Raw genomic sequence first — 16494 nt, forward strand, 5'->3', positions numbered from 1 at the left:
GTGGTGAGAGAGACCACCCGAAAAAGACCATGGCCGCAGTTCCTGATTTCCTCCCGGAGCCAGAGCGCCCGGACAAAGACGCACCCACAGCCGACAGCCCACCGCTGAGCGGGCTGAAGCCTATTGAGCGCCTGACCAGTGACACGCGTATCGCCCGAATCAATCCGGAATCCGATACAACAACGGTCCTGCGCTATAGCTCGCAGTTTGCCCGCGACTACATCCGCTCCGACTACAACTTCTGCGCGGCAAAGATCGCCGTCGCGCGAGGCGGTAAGGTCCGGGCCCTTGAGAACGCATTGCGGGAAACGGCCGAGTGGCTCCGGAAGACCGATGGCTGGCTCGCGCGTCACGAGCTACGCGCAATTGATATGCCGCACGAAGAGATCGAGCTCGTCGTTACGCGCCCGCTCGCCGGGTTGCTGGTTCGCTGCCTAACCCAGTTCGACCGCATCTTTGTCAAATCTCTGGCGGCCGTTGTGATGAAAAAGATCACGCCTGAAGATCGCGCCCGGATTCTTTCGAACGCGGAACGGCGGCTTAAGCACATCGTTCAGGTTTGCATGCCTGACAACGACCAGTACGAGTTCGACGGCGAACGCCGGGGCTCCTGAACCGCATTATCCCGTTGTCGACTTTGCCGGCACTTGAGCTTGCTGCCGGATGGATACGCTCGCCCCATCACCCTGTTGGAGAGGAAATGGACATCAGAGAAATTCAGGCGCTGCACGCGCAATATACGGCTCAGCCCGTCATCATCGACCTTGCCCGCCATACCGCGGCCATGCCGCTGCTGCCCGCACCGGAGCGTCCTACGCCCGGTTTGCTTCCGGCCCGCGCGCTCATGTCGAAGATGCGCAGCGCTGGACGACCCGCATTGCTGGCGCTTGCTATCGCCGCAATCGCCGGTGCAGGTGGCGTGAGCGCCGCCCGGATCTGGCAGGCGATGCATGCGACGGCTCACGTCCCGCACGACGCGCAGACGCCCGGCCGACCTGCACCAGCAGTGGCCCAGCAGCCCGCATCCGCTGACATGCCGGTTAGCGCCGCGCCACCTCGACCATTGACCTCCGGCGATCTCGACACTGCGCTGACGGGCGGACGCACACCGCTCTCTCATGTCGACCCAAAGGCCCTTGCGGTTCCGACGCCAGTAGTAGTGGCGCCCGCGCATGACATACAGCCCACCACAGTGACGCAGGCCGCGGCTTCGCCTATCAGAGCGACACACGCGACAGCAGCCGCTAGCCAGACGCAGCCACAAGCTTCTGAATCCGTCGCCGCTCAGCCCGCCCAGCGCCAGGACTCTGCACCCGCCACGCGAGATGCGGCAAACACCGCAACTAACCCAGCCCCACAGGCCGAGAGTGCGCAGCCTGCGGCGACGCGTCCCGCGTTGCGTCCTCTTCATCACATCAAGCCACACCGCGAACCGGCTTCTTCTGTGGCCCACGATGCACCCGCAGCGCCACCTGCGCAACCCACCGCACCGGCCACGAAGTCCGGCGATGTTCAACTGTTCTGATGAGGTCTCCCATGAAATCGCAACCACTTAACGTAACGTTGCTTTCCACCGGACTTTCCATCCACGGAAATGTCATCCTCGACCACGGTCTCAGCAGTTTCGGCATTGTCGATGGAAGTGTCGTCTCGAACTCGGGGCTGCTTCACATCGGCCAGGGCGGAATGGTGAAAGGTCAGGTCGAGGGCGAGCACGTACGAATCGACGGGACGGTCGAGGGCGACGTACACGCGCGAGGCGTGCTCGAAATCAACGGGCGCGTGAAAGGCAACGTCTACTATTACGGGACGATCCGGCTGGGTCCCCGAGCATCGCTCGAAGGTCAGATCAAGCGCAAGAGCGAACTGACGATCGAAAACTCGAGCAACGTCCAGCAGCTCTCACGTGCGGCCGCCGGCAACACCTGAGCACCCCACTTTTCATCAAGAAGGGGCGCATCCGGATGGAGCGCCCCTTCTTCTTTTGGCTACTGCGACGCATGGCGCGATGCATCGATCTAATCCCACATCTCCGCGGAACCACGATAGTAGAGTGCCTGATATCCGGGCATGTGGACGACATGCCTGCGGCGATCAACGGTCAGCCCGCGGGCTTCGAGCCACAGTGCGAGCCATTCAAGCGTTCGCTCCAGCGCGTATTTGTTGGCATCACGAACAGCGCGCAAAACGTGGTGGCCGCCGAGGGCCACATACGGAGCAGAGTTACCGAGGAACACGAACGGGGAATTGAGGTGCGCGCGCTGCCACGCCAGCGCAAATAGTTCAGCCATTTCCGTCACCGCGATGAACGGCACGGTGTCCGTTTCCGCGATACCGGTGTCCTGTTGCCGCGAAGGGAAGGAAACCCGCTCGTCCAGCCTCGATCCGTATGCTTCCAGCACGGGCCGGTTCGCCCGGCGCCACCCCTCGATTACATCCTGGCTTACCCCGGTGCGCACCCGCAAGCTCTCGTCGAGCCACGCCAGGCACTGACGACTGGACGTGAGACAGAAGCCGGCGACTGCGAGCGGGGCCCAATCGTCGCGACCGAGGGCGTAGTGGAAGTCTTCCCCATCAGAGTGCCAGTAGCACTGGGCGTCTGCGCTAGCGCGCCCATAGTCGAATTCCCGGATGGAGAGCCGATGGAGCGCAGGCGGTTCTACCGCGGGTTGTTGCGCGTCCTCCGGGACAATCCTTAGGGACGACGCCGGTACGTAACCCAGCACGCCGAACAGGCGGTTCAGCATTGACAGCTCCATTGAGTCAGCGAACCTCAGATTCGATGACGAATCGTGAGACCGGGTTCTTCTTGATCGTAGCGATGGTGAGTGTGTCCCGAGCGCGCGTCATGGCGACATAAAAAAGCCGACGCTCTTCCGATTCAGTACCTTTCTCGTCGGGAACCACGCCTTCCTCGGCGCGAGTGATCCACACGTGATCCCATTCAAGTCCCTTCGAGCTGTGCATGGTCGTGAGCACCAGTGCACCGTCCGCTGGCTTGTTGTTGTCACGTTTCAGATACTCGATGCGCTCGCCAAACGTCCCGGTCAGGCGCGACAGTACATCGTATGTTGCCTGGATCGCGCGCTTCGCATGATCGTCCCGGGCGTAAGTCATCATCATTTCCAGGACCCCGTCGAGCGCCAGCGAATAGAACTTGCGCTCGGACATCTGCGTCCACTCCGCGAGCCGTTTCATGAAAGCGCGATACGCGCTTGCCGTGTCCTCCGGCAAGCCGAGGCCGACGAGGTCCTTTTTTGCTCGCTGGATAAGCTCCGCGCCCATGTCCCGGTGCAGTGCACTGAGATGCGTCGAGCTCATACCGGTGTACCCGAGCACCGCGTCCAGCCCATTCTGCTTGCGCCCCTCGACTACCAGCAGCAGGTTGCACATCAGCGCGCCCTGAGGCCGGTTGAGCACAGAACTACCGGAGGCACGGTAGTAAGGCACACCGTGAGAGCGACAAACGGCTTCGATCGGGTCGAGAATGCGGTTGGTGCGCGCGAGAATCGCGCACGAGTTACCCGCGCCGAGTTGGGGTTGGAGTTGCTCGACTGCGGCCACAGCGTCTGCGTACTCATCGTCAAAGCGGCGCGTGGCAATCGCGCCTCCGGCGCCGCGTTCAGCCCGCAGCACCTTCGCCACGCGCTCGACGTTGTTCCGGATGACCCGATCGGCCGCCGACAGGATTTCAGTGCGGCAGCGGTAATTGCTACCCAGCACGACGCGTTGGGCGCTGAATGATTCTGCGAAGGTCTCCATTCCGCGGAACCCGAGCGCGGCGCGAAAGCCGTAGATGCTCTGGTCATCGTCACCGACGACCGTGACGTTCGCGCCCGCGCTTGCGTGAAGCTCGACCCACCGATATTGCAGCGGGTCCGTATCCTGGAATTCGTCAACGAGCAGATCGGTGAACCGGTATGGTTCGATGTCCCCGCTTTCCATGCCAGCCACGGACAGTCGCAGCATGTCCTGAAAGTCGATCTTGCCGTTACGCGTGAGCGCTTCCTGATAGGCATGGTACAGCTGGGCGTCGGGGCTGTTGGCATCCACGCGCCCAAAGTTGGTCTTGATCCGTTCGATGACCGGAATCACCTCGTCGACCTTCCATTGAAGCCCAAGCTCCGCGAGAACGCGCGCGAGAAGACCTGCGCGGTCCCCATCCGTCGCAATATCGCGTTTGCCCAGCTGTCGGTTCGCGAGCGAATGGAACGTCCCCGCGATCAGCCGGCTTCTCGCGCCGCCACCGGCCAATGCGAGAATCCGGTCGCGCAGCTCCACGGCCGCATCCTTGCTGAACGTCACCGCGCCGACAACTGCGTGCGGATCGGCAAGAAGCAATGCTGCCTTCGCGGCAATAGTCTTAGTCTTGCCCGCGCCCGGACATGCAATGGCGACACAGTGCCGGCGAAGTTCCGCCACCTCGCGCTGCTGCGGATTGAGCCCATCAAGCATTGAAGGCTCCGGTTAGCGGCCCCGCACCGTCGTCATCAGGCGCAAGTGGGTCATGTAGCCGCGCACACCGACTGGATGGAACTTGCGCAGGAAGCGGGTGGTTTCCTCGTCCACGTCCGACTGATCGCGCACGCCGTTCCAGACCAGGAAGTCGAAGTGATCCATCACTTTGTCGAACTTCAGCAGGAGCGAGAGAACGCGCATGGAGAAACGCGAGTAGGCTTCGACCTGGATATCGAGCGAAGGCTTCGTGACCGTGGGCGCGAACACAATGTCGCCCTGCTCCTTCATTCTGCCCTCCGTCTTCTCGCGAAACCCAGCAGCTACGTTCAGTTGCTCTTCGACGTAGGCTTCAAGTTCGCCGACCTGTTTTTCAAACCAGGCGGTGACGGTGCCGAGATCTTCCGTGCCGAAGGTGGATCGGCCAAAGCGCTGCAGATTGATGCTCATGCGGTTCAGATACGGCCACCACTGCTCGAACAGCGGTTTGAGACGGGTATGGTTCAGCCGCACGGTGGCCTGCACGACGGCAGCGCCGGACAACTGCCTGTTCATCAGTTCGCGGCCGATCTCCCGGCGGCGCTGCACGATCGCTACGCGCTCTGCCGGCGAGAGTTCGCGGAACAGCTTTCGTGTACGCGCGACCTGTTCGCGCTTTTCCGCGGCTTCCGACTCGCTGATCATCCCTTCCTTCTGAAGGGTGTTTGCAGCGTCCTCCATCTGCTGGAGTTCGGCCTCGATTTCACCGCCGTCCGCGCCGTCGGTGACCAGGCTCGCCGGCTCGACCGGGGTTGCATCTCCCGCGGCCGCGATAACACCCACTGGCTTTTCAACAGGTTCAGTGACGGCGTCTGGCTTCGACTCTTCGGTGATGGCGCTCATATTTGTGTCCCTTGGTAAGTGCACGCGCCCGCGCGCGGCATGAACTCTATTGTTTGCGCGGCAGACGTTGATCGCCGGGTAAAACGTGGTCAATTTCTAGCCGCTTTAACGGCAGCTCATCGTTGGACGGCTTCGTAGCGACGAACGGGAAGGCAGCGCGCACTTTACGCAACGGCGTTCGATGGGGGCGTTCGAAGGGGGCCTACGATATGAGGGAGTTTGTGGTCGGCGTGCAACCGACTAACAGGCGCGAAAAGCGAAGGAGGGTCGGGACAGGGATTGATAGGTGCAAAAACACGTCTCGGGCGAGCCGGCTAACGGACCTAACTGGGAAAGCTACAGAAAACCGTATAGCTTTCCCCGGTGTTTCTACTGATACGACGAGGCCGCTTTCCACAAAAGCGCGCCTAGGATCGCGGCGACCGCAATCCAGCACTGCGCGTAGATCGGAACCGGCAGGACCAGCACGGCGAACGAAACGCCGAACACGAGCAGGATGCCATGCCCGGCCAGATGGAACGACAGCGGGCTAGCGAAGCCCGCGGCCGATGCCTTGATCTTGCGCCGGACCGTACCGTCGACGAAGGCGGCAACACAGAACACGAGCGTGCCGAGAACGAACAGCTTCATCACGGTCGCGCGATAGACCACGCGGTAGATCTCCAGCCAGAAGTTGTGCACCCAGGCTTGCGCGAGGTCCGACATGCCACCATCACTGATTTCTCCGCTGCCGGCCGCGTTCATGGTCGACCGCACGAGACCGCTTTGCACAAACCAGCGCCTGAAACGGGCATTGGTCAGAGCCACGGCCTCGTCCGCCCGGTCAGCCCCGACTATCGAGACCACCGACTTTACCTCCTCGTCCTTGATCGAAAACCATGAACGGTCGGGTATTGCAGGCATGACCAGTACCGCTATCAGCGGCACGAAGAAGAACCACCACTTTATGTGGGATACAAAGCGGCTACTGGCCATAGGTGTGGACACCCCATTCCAGCAGGTTCGTGACGATCCTCGCGAGAATGTAGATCGGGAACGCGACGAGCCCGCTTAGCCCCAGCCAGAAGTGCGCAGGCCGGCGCGTGACGAACAGGGCCAGCGCGTAGACCATCGCGCCGCTGCCCCTGGAAAATTCAGCGGGCCTCGGCGCGTCGACCTCGTCCTGTGCCCTCGCTGTGGACATCGCGCGCCGAGCGACGTCCGACTCAACCCGCGACAGCTTGGCTATCAGGAAAAGTGTGGGCGACATCATAGTCCTCGAAATAGAGCCTGAAATGCTCGCCGGTCAGTGCGCGAGCCGCTAGCTGGAAAGCAGCGGAACGCTGCGTGACGGACTCCGGGCATTGCTCGTCGACCATTTCGGTGCCGAGCGCCACGTGCCGCGCCTCGAACTGCGTGACCGGCTCAAGCATCGGCGGCCATACGTGATAGCGCTCGCCGTCCCGGGCGACGTACCGGCGCGCGTAAAGCAGATGCGCGCCCGCGAACAGACCCTGCATGAATGCCACATGCGGGTTCCCCGTCTTTCGCGTCCGTTTGTACGCCGCGAGGCCACCGTCGAGCATCTCCTTGACGAGCGGTTCTGACTCGCCAATGAACTTCTCCCCGATGAAATCGGCCACACGTGCGCAGGCGAGCTCAAGCTCCGGCGCCACCGTGAATACCGGGACGAGGCGGGACGATAGCTTGTAGTCGCGGATGATTTTTTTGAATACGGCAGACATGCGTTTGGTTAGCCTTGAAGGATTGGAATACGTCCCTGATACACAGCTGCGCCCGAGATGCGCATGAAGTACTGCAGGTTCGGAAGTTTATGTATCAGGCCAGTGGGAATCAGAGGAGCCTTCTCCAGTTGTAGCGAACGGGAAACCCCGCCGGTGAACTCACCGATGTGAGCCTCACTGCCGGTGCTCGTGCTGCCAGTGATCGTCATGTTCCGAATGGCGGTTTCACCGACCTTGTCCGAGAACCACTGCGCTGTATCACTGTCCTCCAAGCGTAGAATGATCTGGTTGTTCAAATTGCCCAAAACCTGCAACATCTTCGCGGCATTTCCAAGGCGAGCCTCCAGGTCCGCCCGTGCCTGAAAGGCGACGAACGCCTTGAAGCCGGCGCCCCGCCCCTTGTTCAATATCTGGATCACCTGTTCGTTGATCGCCTCCGCGATTTCATCGATGATGAGGACCACCTCGGGTGGCGAATCGTAGAAGTTATAGATCGAGCCGCACACTGCCGCCACGTCGGAAAGGATCATCGATGCGATCGCCTTCTGGACGATGTTGTTCGACAGCGAATCCAGGCCCATATAAAAGACGGCCTTCTGCTTGATAATCTTGTCGATATCCCAGATCTCACGCTCGTCGTCAAAGTCGTCGGCCTTAGGCGCGAGCATCAATCCGGTCTCGCCGGTGGCAAGCATCTGCAGCAGAGGAAGGGCCGACGCAATGATGCGCATGTAGTGCTCGCGGTCGTGCACGTGGGTCGCGATCAAACCGTCGATCGCTTCATGACCGCGCTCATGCGCCGCAAACCGCGCGGTGTACAGCGCGATCATGGCGTCGATAGGCCCGGCGCCGTTGTTGCGCGCGCCCTGGCGAGTCGTTTCCGTTGCGACCTGCTCTTCCCAGTCCGATAGCCCCTGCTCCACGAAAAAGCGCCTCAGGCTTTTCTCAAGCAGTGTGGTGATCCCCGACTGCGCATACTTCAGGATGGAGCGCAAAGTCGGCTTGTCGCCGATGTACAGTTCGCCCTTGACGGCGCGGTCGATGAACAGGAACGCAAAATCGCGGAATGGCCCCTCTTCCATCAATTGCGCGATCCGGCTCGGAATTTCCGAGGGCTGCGACCAGTTCTCGATGGGATTCAGGCGGATCGACTCTGACGGCTTGGCCTGATTGAAGTACAGAAACTTGCGACCGGATCGCGCGCACTCCTTCTCGACCCGGCGCTTCCACTCGGCGTCGTTCTTCGGGTCTACGATGATCAGCACGTCGCCCAGGTGAATGACCTGCGTGGATATCACCTCGTATGTGCGCGTCTTGCCGGCACCGGTCGTGCCTCCCACCAGGGTGTGGCCGCCCATCGCCTTGTAGTGGAACGGAACGAGCGCCTTCTTCGGTTCCATGCCGTGTATCCACGAAGAACCCTGAGGCATGACATCGCGAATACTGTCTTTGGGAGCGAAGATGCCCTCGATCGCTTCCTCGATCCTGCGACCCGTCTTCGTCTTGTTCAGCCATCGCGGCAGGCCCGGTATGTCAGTCGTCGGCATGCGCAGGATGTCGTGCGCGATCTGGCAATGCTTCTGGGTCCATTCGTAGCCGATGCCCAGGTACATTGAGTTCGCCTCTTCGCGCATGCGCTTCTGGACCTGCAGCAGCTTGGGCACCTGCAGCGTAGTGAGCCACTTGGTCGAAATCGCCATGCGGAACTTGAGCGCGCTCCAGATCTGCAGGGAGCGCACCAGCAGGAACGAGAGACCAACGAGCATGAATGCCCACGCGTACGGCATGCCCGAGAGCGGCAGTAAAACGCACGCAGCGAGCCAGAAGACAGCCGCGCGGAACTCGTATATCGGTCGGAAGTGGTTGATGTAACTTGTCACGCCGGTCGCTCCAGAATAAGCTGGCCCGCCCGTGGCGCGAGCGTAATGTCAGTAGAGCCATCCGCAACCATCAGACTTCGCTTGCGCATGTGCTCAACGAGCGTGCTGGACGCCAGCCCGTAACTACCGATAAGGCGCTTGCCAATCACCAGGCCCTTGTCGTTCCACTCGACCTTCGCTGAGCCCGCGATGACGTCCTCCCGCAGTGCGACGAACAGTTCACGAACGGAGTTGGGGAGACCCTTCAGCACGTCGTCAAACCCTGCTGGCGCTTCCGGCTTTTCGCGCGTGTCGGCCGCTCGGGGAGTCGCGCGCATTACAGTCGGGTCGATCGGCTTCTGCTCCGGCGCGGGGGCCGGGTCCGGCTCTCGCGTGATACCGATGGCTTCATGCAACGACTGCGCGCGCGCCGTGGGCGAAGCGGCCATGCGCTCAGCCGACGTGCCTGCCGATCGGGCTGGAGATGCGCCTTCCGCCGCCTGCATCGGAGTTGGCGCGGCGGCCGCCCCAGGCGGCGAAGGCGACGCAGACGGCTCCTCGACGGCCGCGTCCCCCGCTGCCGGCGCCTGCGGAGCATCTTGCGGTACTGAGGCCGCGGCTGACGGTGACGGCGGTGTTGACGATGGCGTTGACGGTGAAGCTGGCGGGGGCACCGACGCGACAACTGGCTGCAGTTCGGCAGCAACCTGTACGGCCGAGGGAACGGTATAGCTCACCGGCGCGAACACGCCCCGCTGCGCCTTCCGGTCCGACTCGTCCGCAACGTTGACGGCTTCACGCACCACCTTGTGCAAAAGGGTCTCGATGCCTTGCGGATTTGGAACTGGATTGATCGCCCCGAACGTCTCCGCAAGCACTTCGCCGTCGAGCCCGGCAAGCAGCTGCGAGCCGATCAGCACCTGCGCAAGCATGCCCGTGCGCATGCGCTCGACAGGCAGCGGTACCGGCCGGACCACGATCCGGTAGGGCGAATTTCCGAGCCACGGCTCGAGGCTGCCGTGAATCGACGGATTCCACTCGACCCGGTCAGTGTCGCGCAAGATCTGGAAATGCCGGTAAGGCTCATCGAGTCTCGAACACGTTGCGCAAAGGAATACTGCGTAGTTGTACTGCGGCTCTATCCGCCTGCGCTGCTCTGAAGGCAGGTTTGTACCGAACTTCCGCCCGCTGGCGAGCCGCATCGCGAAGAAGGCCGTTTCGATGGTGCAGCGAAATGCCCCGCCGGCGTCATGGTAAAGCTGCGGGCTGAGCGGGAGCGTAGAGAACCACGCTGCGCAACCGCGCAGTACCGAGAGCCACTTGCGGTCAAACTCAGCCCTGTTCGGCTCGTTGGCGCACTGCGTTATCAGGTCAATACGACGCTGGTGCTGTTCCAGCAGTGCTGCCGCGCCAATTGCCGTGGGCCCGCTCATGGCATCAACCCTCCGGTAAGCGCCCGGCCGACCTTGCCGACCATTGCGCCGCTCGCGTTCGCGCCACCGCCAAACATACCCGCGATCTTTGGAATCTCGAACGACACCAGGAACACGAAGATGGCGAGGTCGAACACGTAGCCGCTTGCCCCGGTGGTCGTTAGGCCTTTCCCGGCCGCGTCCTGGACCGCCTCGATCAGGCTATGAGTCACGAGACGCATCAGGATCGCGGCAACGACGACGTACATACCCGCGCTGACCATAAAGTCGAGCCACGTCTTGAAGTACCCCCGCGTGAAGGATGAAAAGCCGAGAGCGAATGCGATCTGCCCCATGACGACGCCGCATGCGAACTGCAACTGACCGAGGTTGATAAAGAAAACGAATACGACGGCGGTAACAGACAGAACGAGCCATGCGAACAGCAGCGGCACCACCGCGATAAGCACCCCAAAAATCGCGGTCCATCCGGCGCCGGAAAACGCCTTCACGACCGCATCGAGAATCTGCCCCGCCGCATTCCCAATGATACTCAGCGAGCTCGACATGTCGGCACCGGAGATGGTGTTCGCCAGCGACAGGAACCATTTATAGAAGCCCGGTCCGAACTGGGCGAACTCGATATAAAACGAAGCGAAAATCCCGAGTATGCCGACCTCTTCAAAGAACCCGAGCCATGCCATGACCGGATCTCTCGTCGCTGCGAAGCGTACAGCGGCCAGTACAAGCGTGATCACACCAAGGCCTCCTGCGAACTTGTCCGCTTCGGGCTTGATCTGCTCGCTGATCGCCACGGCCGTGCTCATCACCGACGAGAACAGCGCTGTGATCCGGTCCATCGCCTGCTTGCTACCTGCCGCAAATTCCCCCGGCTTGACATACGAACTAGCATTAGTCGTCGCCGTGCTGCCCGACGAGTTTCCCGGTACGACCGTGCCGTCGGGAAGTACCTGCGGATCATCGGCGAATGCCGCCGCCGGCGCGGTGAGCAAAAGCAGAGGAAGCAATACGGCAGCGAGAATGCGCCTGAATTTATGCCACATGGTCGGGGCCCATCCGTCCTAGAATCCGTAAGCCGCGCGCTCGGCTTCCTGCTGGTCGAGGAACGCCTTCGCCGATGCGGCCTTGTTCTTGTCATCTGCGTTAGACGCCGATTCCTGCTGTGCCTCCTTCTGCTGCTTGCCTGCCGCGAGTTGGAGCATGTCGCTCATCTGACTTGAGACGATGTCGAGGTAATGCGTGGTCAGTTCCGCGGTTGCCTGGGCGGTCGGAGTCAACGCCATTTGCGACTGGAGATCCTGGCGCCGTTTCGCCAGCGACTGGATATGCGTCATCACGCTGTTGCCAGTCTGCAGAAGCTGGGTCGCCTGTTTGTCGCGCTGGTTATAAAGCGAAGCCATGTCCGCAAACCACTCGGCGTTTGACTTGCCCGATCGCGAGATCAGCGACTGCACATGGTTCAGCCATTGACCGCCGTCCTGAAGATCGCCGTAGAGATCCGTTGCCGTGCTGGCAAGCTTCTTGTACTTGTCGATGTCACCCGTAATCTCGTCGTACTGCGCTTTCATCGCGGTGGGATCGAGGTTGGTTGCCTGCAAAATCTGGTTTGCCATCATCTGGTACTGGTAGGCGATGTTGCTGTCCTGGTACACCTCGGTCTTTATCGACTTCAAGGCCGTAATCGTGTTCTGGATCAGGTTGGTCGGGTCGATGACCGTCAACTGCGCATAAGCGGCCTGCGAAGCGAAAAACGTCAGACCGGCGGCCGCGGCCAGGCGTACAAATAGTTTTTTCATGGTTGGTCCCCGTTGGGTCAGTCGAGTGTCATCATTTCTGCGAGGTAATTCTGTTTCCAGTTCTGCGCACCGGACGTGAAGTGCTTGTCCAGGATGGACTGGGCCCGGCCGTCTGACCGGAGCACGGCGAGGGTTTCCTTCGGGAAGCTCGCCTGCAGCATCCGGGTCTGCGTGGGCGTCACCCATAGGTAATCGCGGTTCGGCACGGCGTTGGCCACCATGTCGATCTGGCTCATCGTGAGACCGAATTTGTCCCGGTACAGGTGGAGGTTGTTTTTTGCGTCGGGGTTTGGCAGATAGAGAATGTTCGGAATGTTTTCCTTAAGTACTTCGAAGTCCGCGATTCGGGCTACCTGAGCAAGCGATTGTGTCGCCATCATCAAGGTAGCGTTCAGCTTCCGGATGGTCACAGCCCACACTTCCAGCCGTTTATAGAAGCGCTCGTTCTGGAAGAAGAATCCGGCCTCCTCCACCTCGATCACGGTGTAGCGTTTGCCATCGAGCCACTGCGCGATCCGGTAGAACGCGTAGTCCATGAAGAGCGCGGCCGCGACGGGGAAATTGTTGAACAGGTCGCCCATCTCGATCGAGATATCGTCCGACAGCTCGAACGCATCCTCTGCGTGGTCGAAGAACCGGCCGTTTTTCTCGCCCTGTGTCCACACAGATAGCCGGTCGCGCAACTCAATGGAAAGCAGCGTATTCAGGAACGACAGCGTCCACAGTTCGGGACCATAGCCATCCCCAAGCGTCACGACCGCATCAAAAATCTCCCGCTCCTGCGGCTTGGTGCAGCGGAACGTATCGTCCTCGATCGCCATCTGCACCCACTGGGCAACATACGGATAGTGCTTCTTGTCGTGCAGCAGGGACAGTGGATTGACCGACGTGGCCGCCTCAAAGCGGCCAGTCGCGTCGATGAACCGTCCACCCGCCAACACGGTCGAAATACGGGTGGAGCGATCCTTGTCGAAGCGGACACGCCGCGCGCCGTGGCGCCCCGTTTGCGACATCAGGAAGTTGAGCATGATCGACTTGCCCATGCCGATTGGGCCCAGCACAAGCAGATGTGATGCGCCGCCCGGGATGTGCAGATTCACGCGCTGTAGCGTCTTGTGACGCGTCGGGAGCATGGTGAGCGGGCCTGTGCGCCGGCCGGACTGCTGTGTCAGCCATGCGTTTACGTCGCTGCCTTCGGCCACGCCGCGAACCGGAGCAATGTCCGACACCGTCGCGGTCTCGACAAACTGCAATCGCCGCTGCTGGTCCCATCGGCCGGGCATGGTGGACGCCCATGCCGCAAAGAGGTTGTCCCGCTCTATGATGACGCCGAAGCCCGCGTTACCGATCCGACCTACGACCTCACGAGTCGCATCCTCGCATTCCTGGACAGTGTTGCCGTAGACGACCACCGACACATTGGCGAAACCGAATTGCTGGCCTTCGGCCTGTATCTTCGCGAGTGCGTTTTCTGCCTCTTCGGCGAGCGTCTCACGTCCCTTGTCGTTCTTCTGTTCTTCCTTTGCGAAGTACGCTTTGATCATCGCCCACGGGTTGAACGCGGCCATCTTGTAGAACTTGCGTATCGTGTCGACGTACCCGCTCGCCTTGCTCGTATCGAGGAAGCGGAACATTACGCAAACGTCCAGCTCCGCATCGACCTCGCCGAGCACGTCAAGCGCCGCCTCCTGGAATCCCATCCATTCCTTGACGGCCACTATCTTGGCAAAGCGCTTTCCGTACGCCGATTCGAACATCAGCATTTCGGCGCCGATCGTGATCTCGCTCTCGGTCAGGTGAGAGTCGAGCATCGTCACCGGATATCGAACGCGCCGCGGTGGCACGGAGGGATTCGCCGACTGATGCAGGAAGGCCAGCGCCGTCTGGAGCGAGAGCCGCTTCATCCTGAGTCGCGTAACACCGCCCCTGAATGCGTCGAGAACACCTTCAAAGCGCTTGATGTCGGACGTCAACCGTTCGAGATCGAACACAAACGCGCTGCGCGCGAGCAGCGAATCCTTCAAGGCCTCGATCATGGCGATCAGCATCGACTTGCCGCCCACCGTCATGTGATAGGCGATCTTGTCGAACACCCGGTTCACGCCGGTTTCGGGCGTAAAGGCGAGCGCGAGGGCGTGCGTGTTGCGGAAGTACTTGCCGCTGCCCACATGCCTGCGGTTAATTTCATCGATGTGCGCATCGATGTCGGAGTTGAACTCGCCGTCTATCTTGCCTTGGACGCGCCTGTGAGAAAGCCTCCACCACGCCGTAACACGATGGTCGAAGTTCTTGCAGGCGTGGTCGAGGTTGTCGCGCGCGGCCGAGATATCGCCCACATTAGGCGTGTCTGCATCGACGCCTTCGAAGTCAAAGACGGCAAGCAGCGAGCCATCCTTGTCAAGGATAAGCTCAGGCGTCACCATCGTGGCCCAGGGGGCGACCTCCTGGATTGACCGGACGGCGAGTCTCTTTTTCAGCATGGGAGATCCTGATCGAACCCATAGGGGCGTTTGAATCGGGCCGACGACTTTGATGAGGGCCACGGCCGGTAGACATCCGCGTAGCGGTTATAGACGAGCATGACCTGCCGCCACCACGGATCGCGCGAACTCTTCCAGCGCAGGAGCCAGTGCACCCCGATACCAACGACAAGAAATGTCGGGGTCATGCTGGCGTAACAGAGCAGCACGGTCATCGTGCCGTTGGCAATCGCGAGTCCGCGGTCGGCGCCGCCCATCTGACGGGGCAGCGAAAGACCGCGGCTGACCTTTGTCGGCTTACGCACAGGTGTAGCTGATGTGGAAATGGTTTTTCATGATTGGTACCGCGCATGCGGCGATGCCAATGCCGACGAAACATGTAGAAATCACCTTGACGATGGTGCTTTCAGAACTGCCGATAGCGACTGCGGCCAGGATGATCACCACGCAGCCAATGACGAAGAGCCACGGACCGCTGATGTACGCGGAGATCAGGCAGATAGCGTCGGTTGCAGATCCCAGGTCGTCCAGACTCACCGCCGACGCAAACGGCGCAAATCCCGCGAGGACGGCGGCGACCAGGGTGGTGCGCAATTCGCGGCGCGTCAGGAATCTGGACCAGATGAACTGACGCATAGCGTCCACGCGCGTGCGAGCGGTCGCGAAAAACTGTGAGACGTACTTCTTCATGCAATCACTCCGGTAAGTTAAAAAACGCGATTGAGGATGTAATCCCCGTTCTGAAAGCCCTTGATCTCGACGATCTCGGATACGTGGCGCAACTCGCCTGAGCGGCGAAGATGGATGACGTAATGGAAGCAGTCCGCGATAGCCTTGCGCATGTCCGCGAGCTCCCAGCGACTACCCGTCGGGATGCCCAGCATGGCGAGGCTCTCGAGCCGGCTGAGCCCGCCGCGGGCGTCGTTCGAGTGGATGGATCCGAGGCCACCATCGTGACCGGTGCTCAGCGCCTGGATAAAGTCGTACGCTTCGCCGCCACGCACTTCACCAACGATGATGCGATCCGGTCGGAACCGCAGGCAAAGCGCCACGAGCGCCTGGGTCGTGACACCTTTGTCCGGATTCGAGAGCAGGCGCACCAGGTTGGGCACGCGCAGCTTCAGTTCCATCGTGTCTTCGATGCTGATGACGCGCTCGTCGGCCGGTATATCTGCACCTAGCGCGTTAAGAAACGTCGTCTTACCGGTCGAGGTGCCGCCCGCAACGAGGATGTTCTTGCGCCGGATGACAAGCTGGCGAACCGCTTCCATGAGCGCTTCGTTTTCGATGCCAGGATGAAAGAGGTCGTCGTCGTTGCGCTGGCTGCGTGCATTTACGCGGGAGAACGCCCCCATCGCGACGTAGTCCTGCAAAGAGAGGTTCGATTCGCGGTGCTTTCGAATCGACAGCGCATGGCCGTCGATCGCGGTCGGCCTCATCACGGCGGCGATTCGCAGGCCCTTGTGACCCGCGTTGATGATGCCTTGTGAGGTTCCTGCACGCGCTGACTTCTCGACGGACGCGGCCAATGACAGGATCGCGCCATTGAGGGTCGCCTGGTTAAGAACCAGAGGGAGCCGATGCATGGCCCCGCGCCGCTCGACCCAGATGCTGTCGAAATTGTTGATCATGATTTCGGCAACGTCGGGCGCTTCGAACTGTTCGCGCAACGGAAGAACAGACTCGAAGAACATCCGCACCGCGCTCTCCTCGAGCGGGCGCACCTTGAGCAGGGGATTTTCGGTATCGTAAGACATGCTGCTATTGTTCAGACTGGCTGCTCGCGCGGCGCACGGAAAGAAGCATGAAATGAGACAGCTTTCGCGCGCGGCGAACTTTCGTCGCTGAACAACCATAGACCCCCA

At 61.0% G+C, this 16494-nt stretch carries 17 protein-coding genes; 3 read left to right on the forward strand and 14 right to left on the reverse strand.

What is annotated here, in order from left to right; genetic code table 11:
• Window positions 1-29: 29 nt before the first annotated feature.
• From F759_RS0113120 to F759_RS0113130, 3 genes are all read left to right on the forward strand, one after another.
• Window positions 30-614 (forward strand): hypothetical protein, encoded by a 585-nt coding sequence (locus F759_RS0113120; protein WP_027800257.1) that lies wholly within the window; start codon window positions 30-32, stop codon window positions 612-614.
• Window positions 615-700: 86 nt separating this feature from the next.
• A complete protein-coding gene (locus tag F759_RS0113125; protein ID WP_027800258.1) occupies window positions 701-1525 on the forward strand; it encodes a hypothetical protein in 825 nt (274 codons plus the stop codon).
• 11 nt (window positions 1526-1536) lie between these two features.
• The gene (locus F759_RS0113130; protein ID WP_027800259.1) at window positions 1537-1929 is read left to right on the forward strand and encodes a bactofilin family protein; all 393 of its coding nucleotides are present in this window, start codon (window positions 1537-1539) and stop codon (window positions 1927-1929) included.
• 89 nt (window positions 1930-2018) lie between these two features.
• Here the strand turns inward: F759_RS0113130 and F759_RS0113135 are convergent, their stop codons facing one another.
• From F759_RS0113135 to F759_RS0113200, 14 genes are all read right to left on the reverse strand, one after another.
• Window positions 2019-2747: a hypothetical protein gene (locus tag F759_RS0113135; protein WP_027800260.1), complete on the reverse strand. Its 729-nt coding sequence runs from the start codon at window positions 2745-2747 to the stop codon at window positions 2019-2021.
• Window positions 2748-2763: 16 nt separating this feature from the next.
• Complete coding sequence (locus tag F759_RS0113140) at window positions 2764-4455, reverse strand: ATP-dependent helicase (protein WP_027800261.1); 1692 nt, start codon at window positions 4453-4455, stop codon at window positions 2764-2766.
• A 12-nt stretch (window positions 4456-4467) separates the two neighbouring features.
• Window positions 4468-5337 (reverse strand): hypothetical protein, encoded by an 870-nt coding sequence (locus F759_RS0113145; protein WP_027800262.1) that lies wholly within the window; start codon window positions 5335-5337, stop codon window positions 4468-4470.
• 369 nt (window positions 5338-5706) lie between these two features.
• Window positions 5707-6312: a DUF4400 domain-containing protein gene (locus F759_RS0113150; RefSeq protein WP_027800263.1), complete on the reverse strand. Its 606-nt coding sequence runs from the start codon at window positions 6310-6312 to the stop codon at window positions 5707-5709.
• Window positions 6302-6520 (reverse strand): hypothetical protein, encoded by a 219-nt coding sequence (locus F759_RS0113155; RefSeq protein ID WP_084534251.1) that lies wholly within the window; start codon window positions 6518-6520, stop codon window positions 6302-6304. The genes F759_RS0113150 and F759_RS0113155 overlap by 11 nt, the downstream gene beginning before the upstream one ends.
• A 22-nt stretch (window positions 6521-6542) precedes the next feature.
• The gene (locus F759_RS0113160) at window positions 6543-7061 is read right to left on the reverse strand and encodes a hypothetical protein (RefSeq protein ID WP_027800265.1); all 519 of its coding nucleotides are present in this window, start codon (window positions 7059-7061) and stop codon (window positions 6543-6545) included.
• Between the two features lie 8 nt (window positions 7062-7069).
• Entirely contained in the window at window positions 7070-8941 is a 1872-nt protein-coding gene (gene traD / locus F759_RS0113165) for a conjugative transfer system coupling protein TraD (RefSeq protein ID WP_027800266.1), read from the reverse strand.
• Window positions 8938-10353, reverse strand: coding sequence for a TraI domain-containing protein (locus F759_RS0113170; RefSeq protein ID WP_027800267.1), 1416 nt, complete (start codon window positions 10351-10353; stop codon window positions 8938-8940). The genes traD and F759_RS0113170 overlap by 4 nt, the downstream gene beginning before the upstream one ends.
• Window positions 10350-11396 (reverse strand): type IV secretion system protein, encoded by a 1047-nt coding sequence (locus F759_RS0113175; RefSeq protein ID WP_027800268.1) that lies wholly within the window; start codon window positions 11394-11396, stop codon window positions 10350-10352. Before F759_RS0113175 ends, F759_RS0113170 begins: the two co-directional genes overlap by 4 nt.
• Before the next feature lie 18 nt (window positions 11397-11414).
• Window positions 11415-12149 carry a type VI secretion protein gene (locus tag F759_RS0113180; RefSeq protein ID WP_027800269.1) on the reverse strand — a complete coding sequence of 245 codons (735 nt, stop codon included), beginning with the start codon at window positions 12147-12149 and terminating at the stop codon, window positions 11415-11417.
• Between the two features lie 17 nt (window positions 12150-12166).
• Window positions 12167-14629 carry a VirB4 family type IV secretion system protein gene (locus F759_RS0113185; protein WP_027800270.1) on the reverse strand — a complete coding sequence of 821 codons (2463 nt, stop codon included), beginning with the start codon at window positions 14627-14629 and terminating at the stop codon, window positions 12167-12169.
• Entirely contained in the window at window positions 14623-14934 is a 312-nt protein-coding gene (locus F759_RS0113190; protein ID WP_084534252.1) for a VirB3 family type IV secretion system protein, read from the reverse strand. Before F759_RS0113190 ends, F759_RS0113185 begins: the two co-directional genes overlap by 7 nt.
• Window positions 14927-15265, reverse strand: a complete 339-nt coding sequence (locus F759_RS0113195; RefSeq protein WP_244438820.1) for a conjugal transfer protein TrbC — start codon at window positions 15263-15265, stop codon at window positions 14927-14929. Before F759_RS0113195 ends, F759_RS0113190 begins: the two co-directional genes overlap by 8 nt.
• 71 nt (window positions 15266-15336) lie before the next feature.
• Window positions 15337-16386: a CpaF family protein gene (locus tag F759_RS0113200; RefSeq protein ID WP_027800273.1), complete on the reverse strand. Its 1050-nt coding sequence runs from the start codon at window positions 16384-16386 to the stop codon at window positions 15337-15339.
• Window positions 16387-16494 lie beyond the last annotated feature (108 nt).

The organism is Paraburkholderia dilworthii, from assembly GCF_000472525.1.
In the GTDB taxonomy this organism is placed as follows: domain Bacteria; phylum Pseudomonadota; class Gammaproteobacteria; order Burkholderiales; family Burkholderiaceae; genus Paraburkholderia; species Paraburkholderia dilworthii.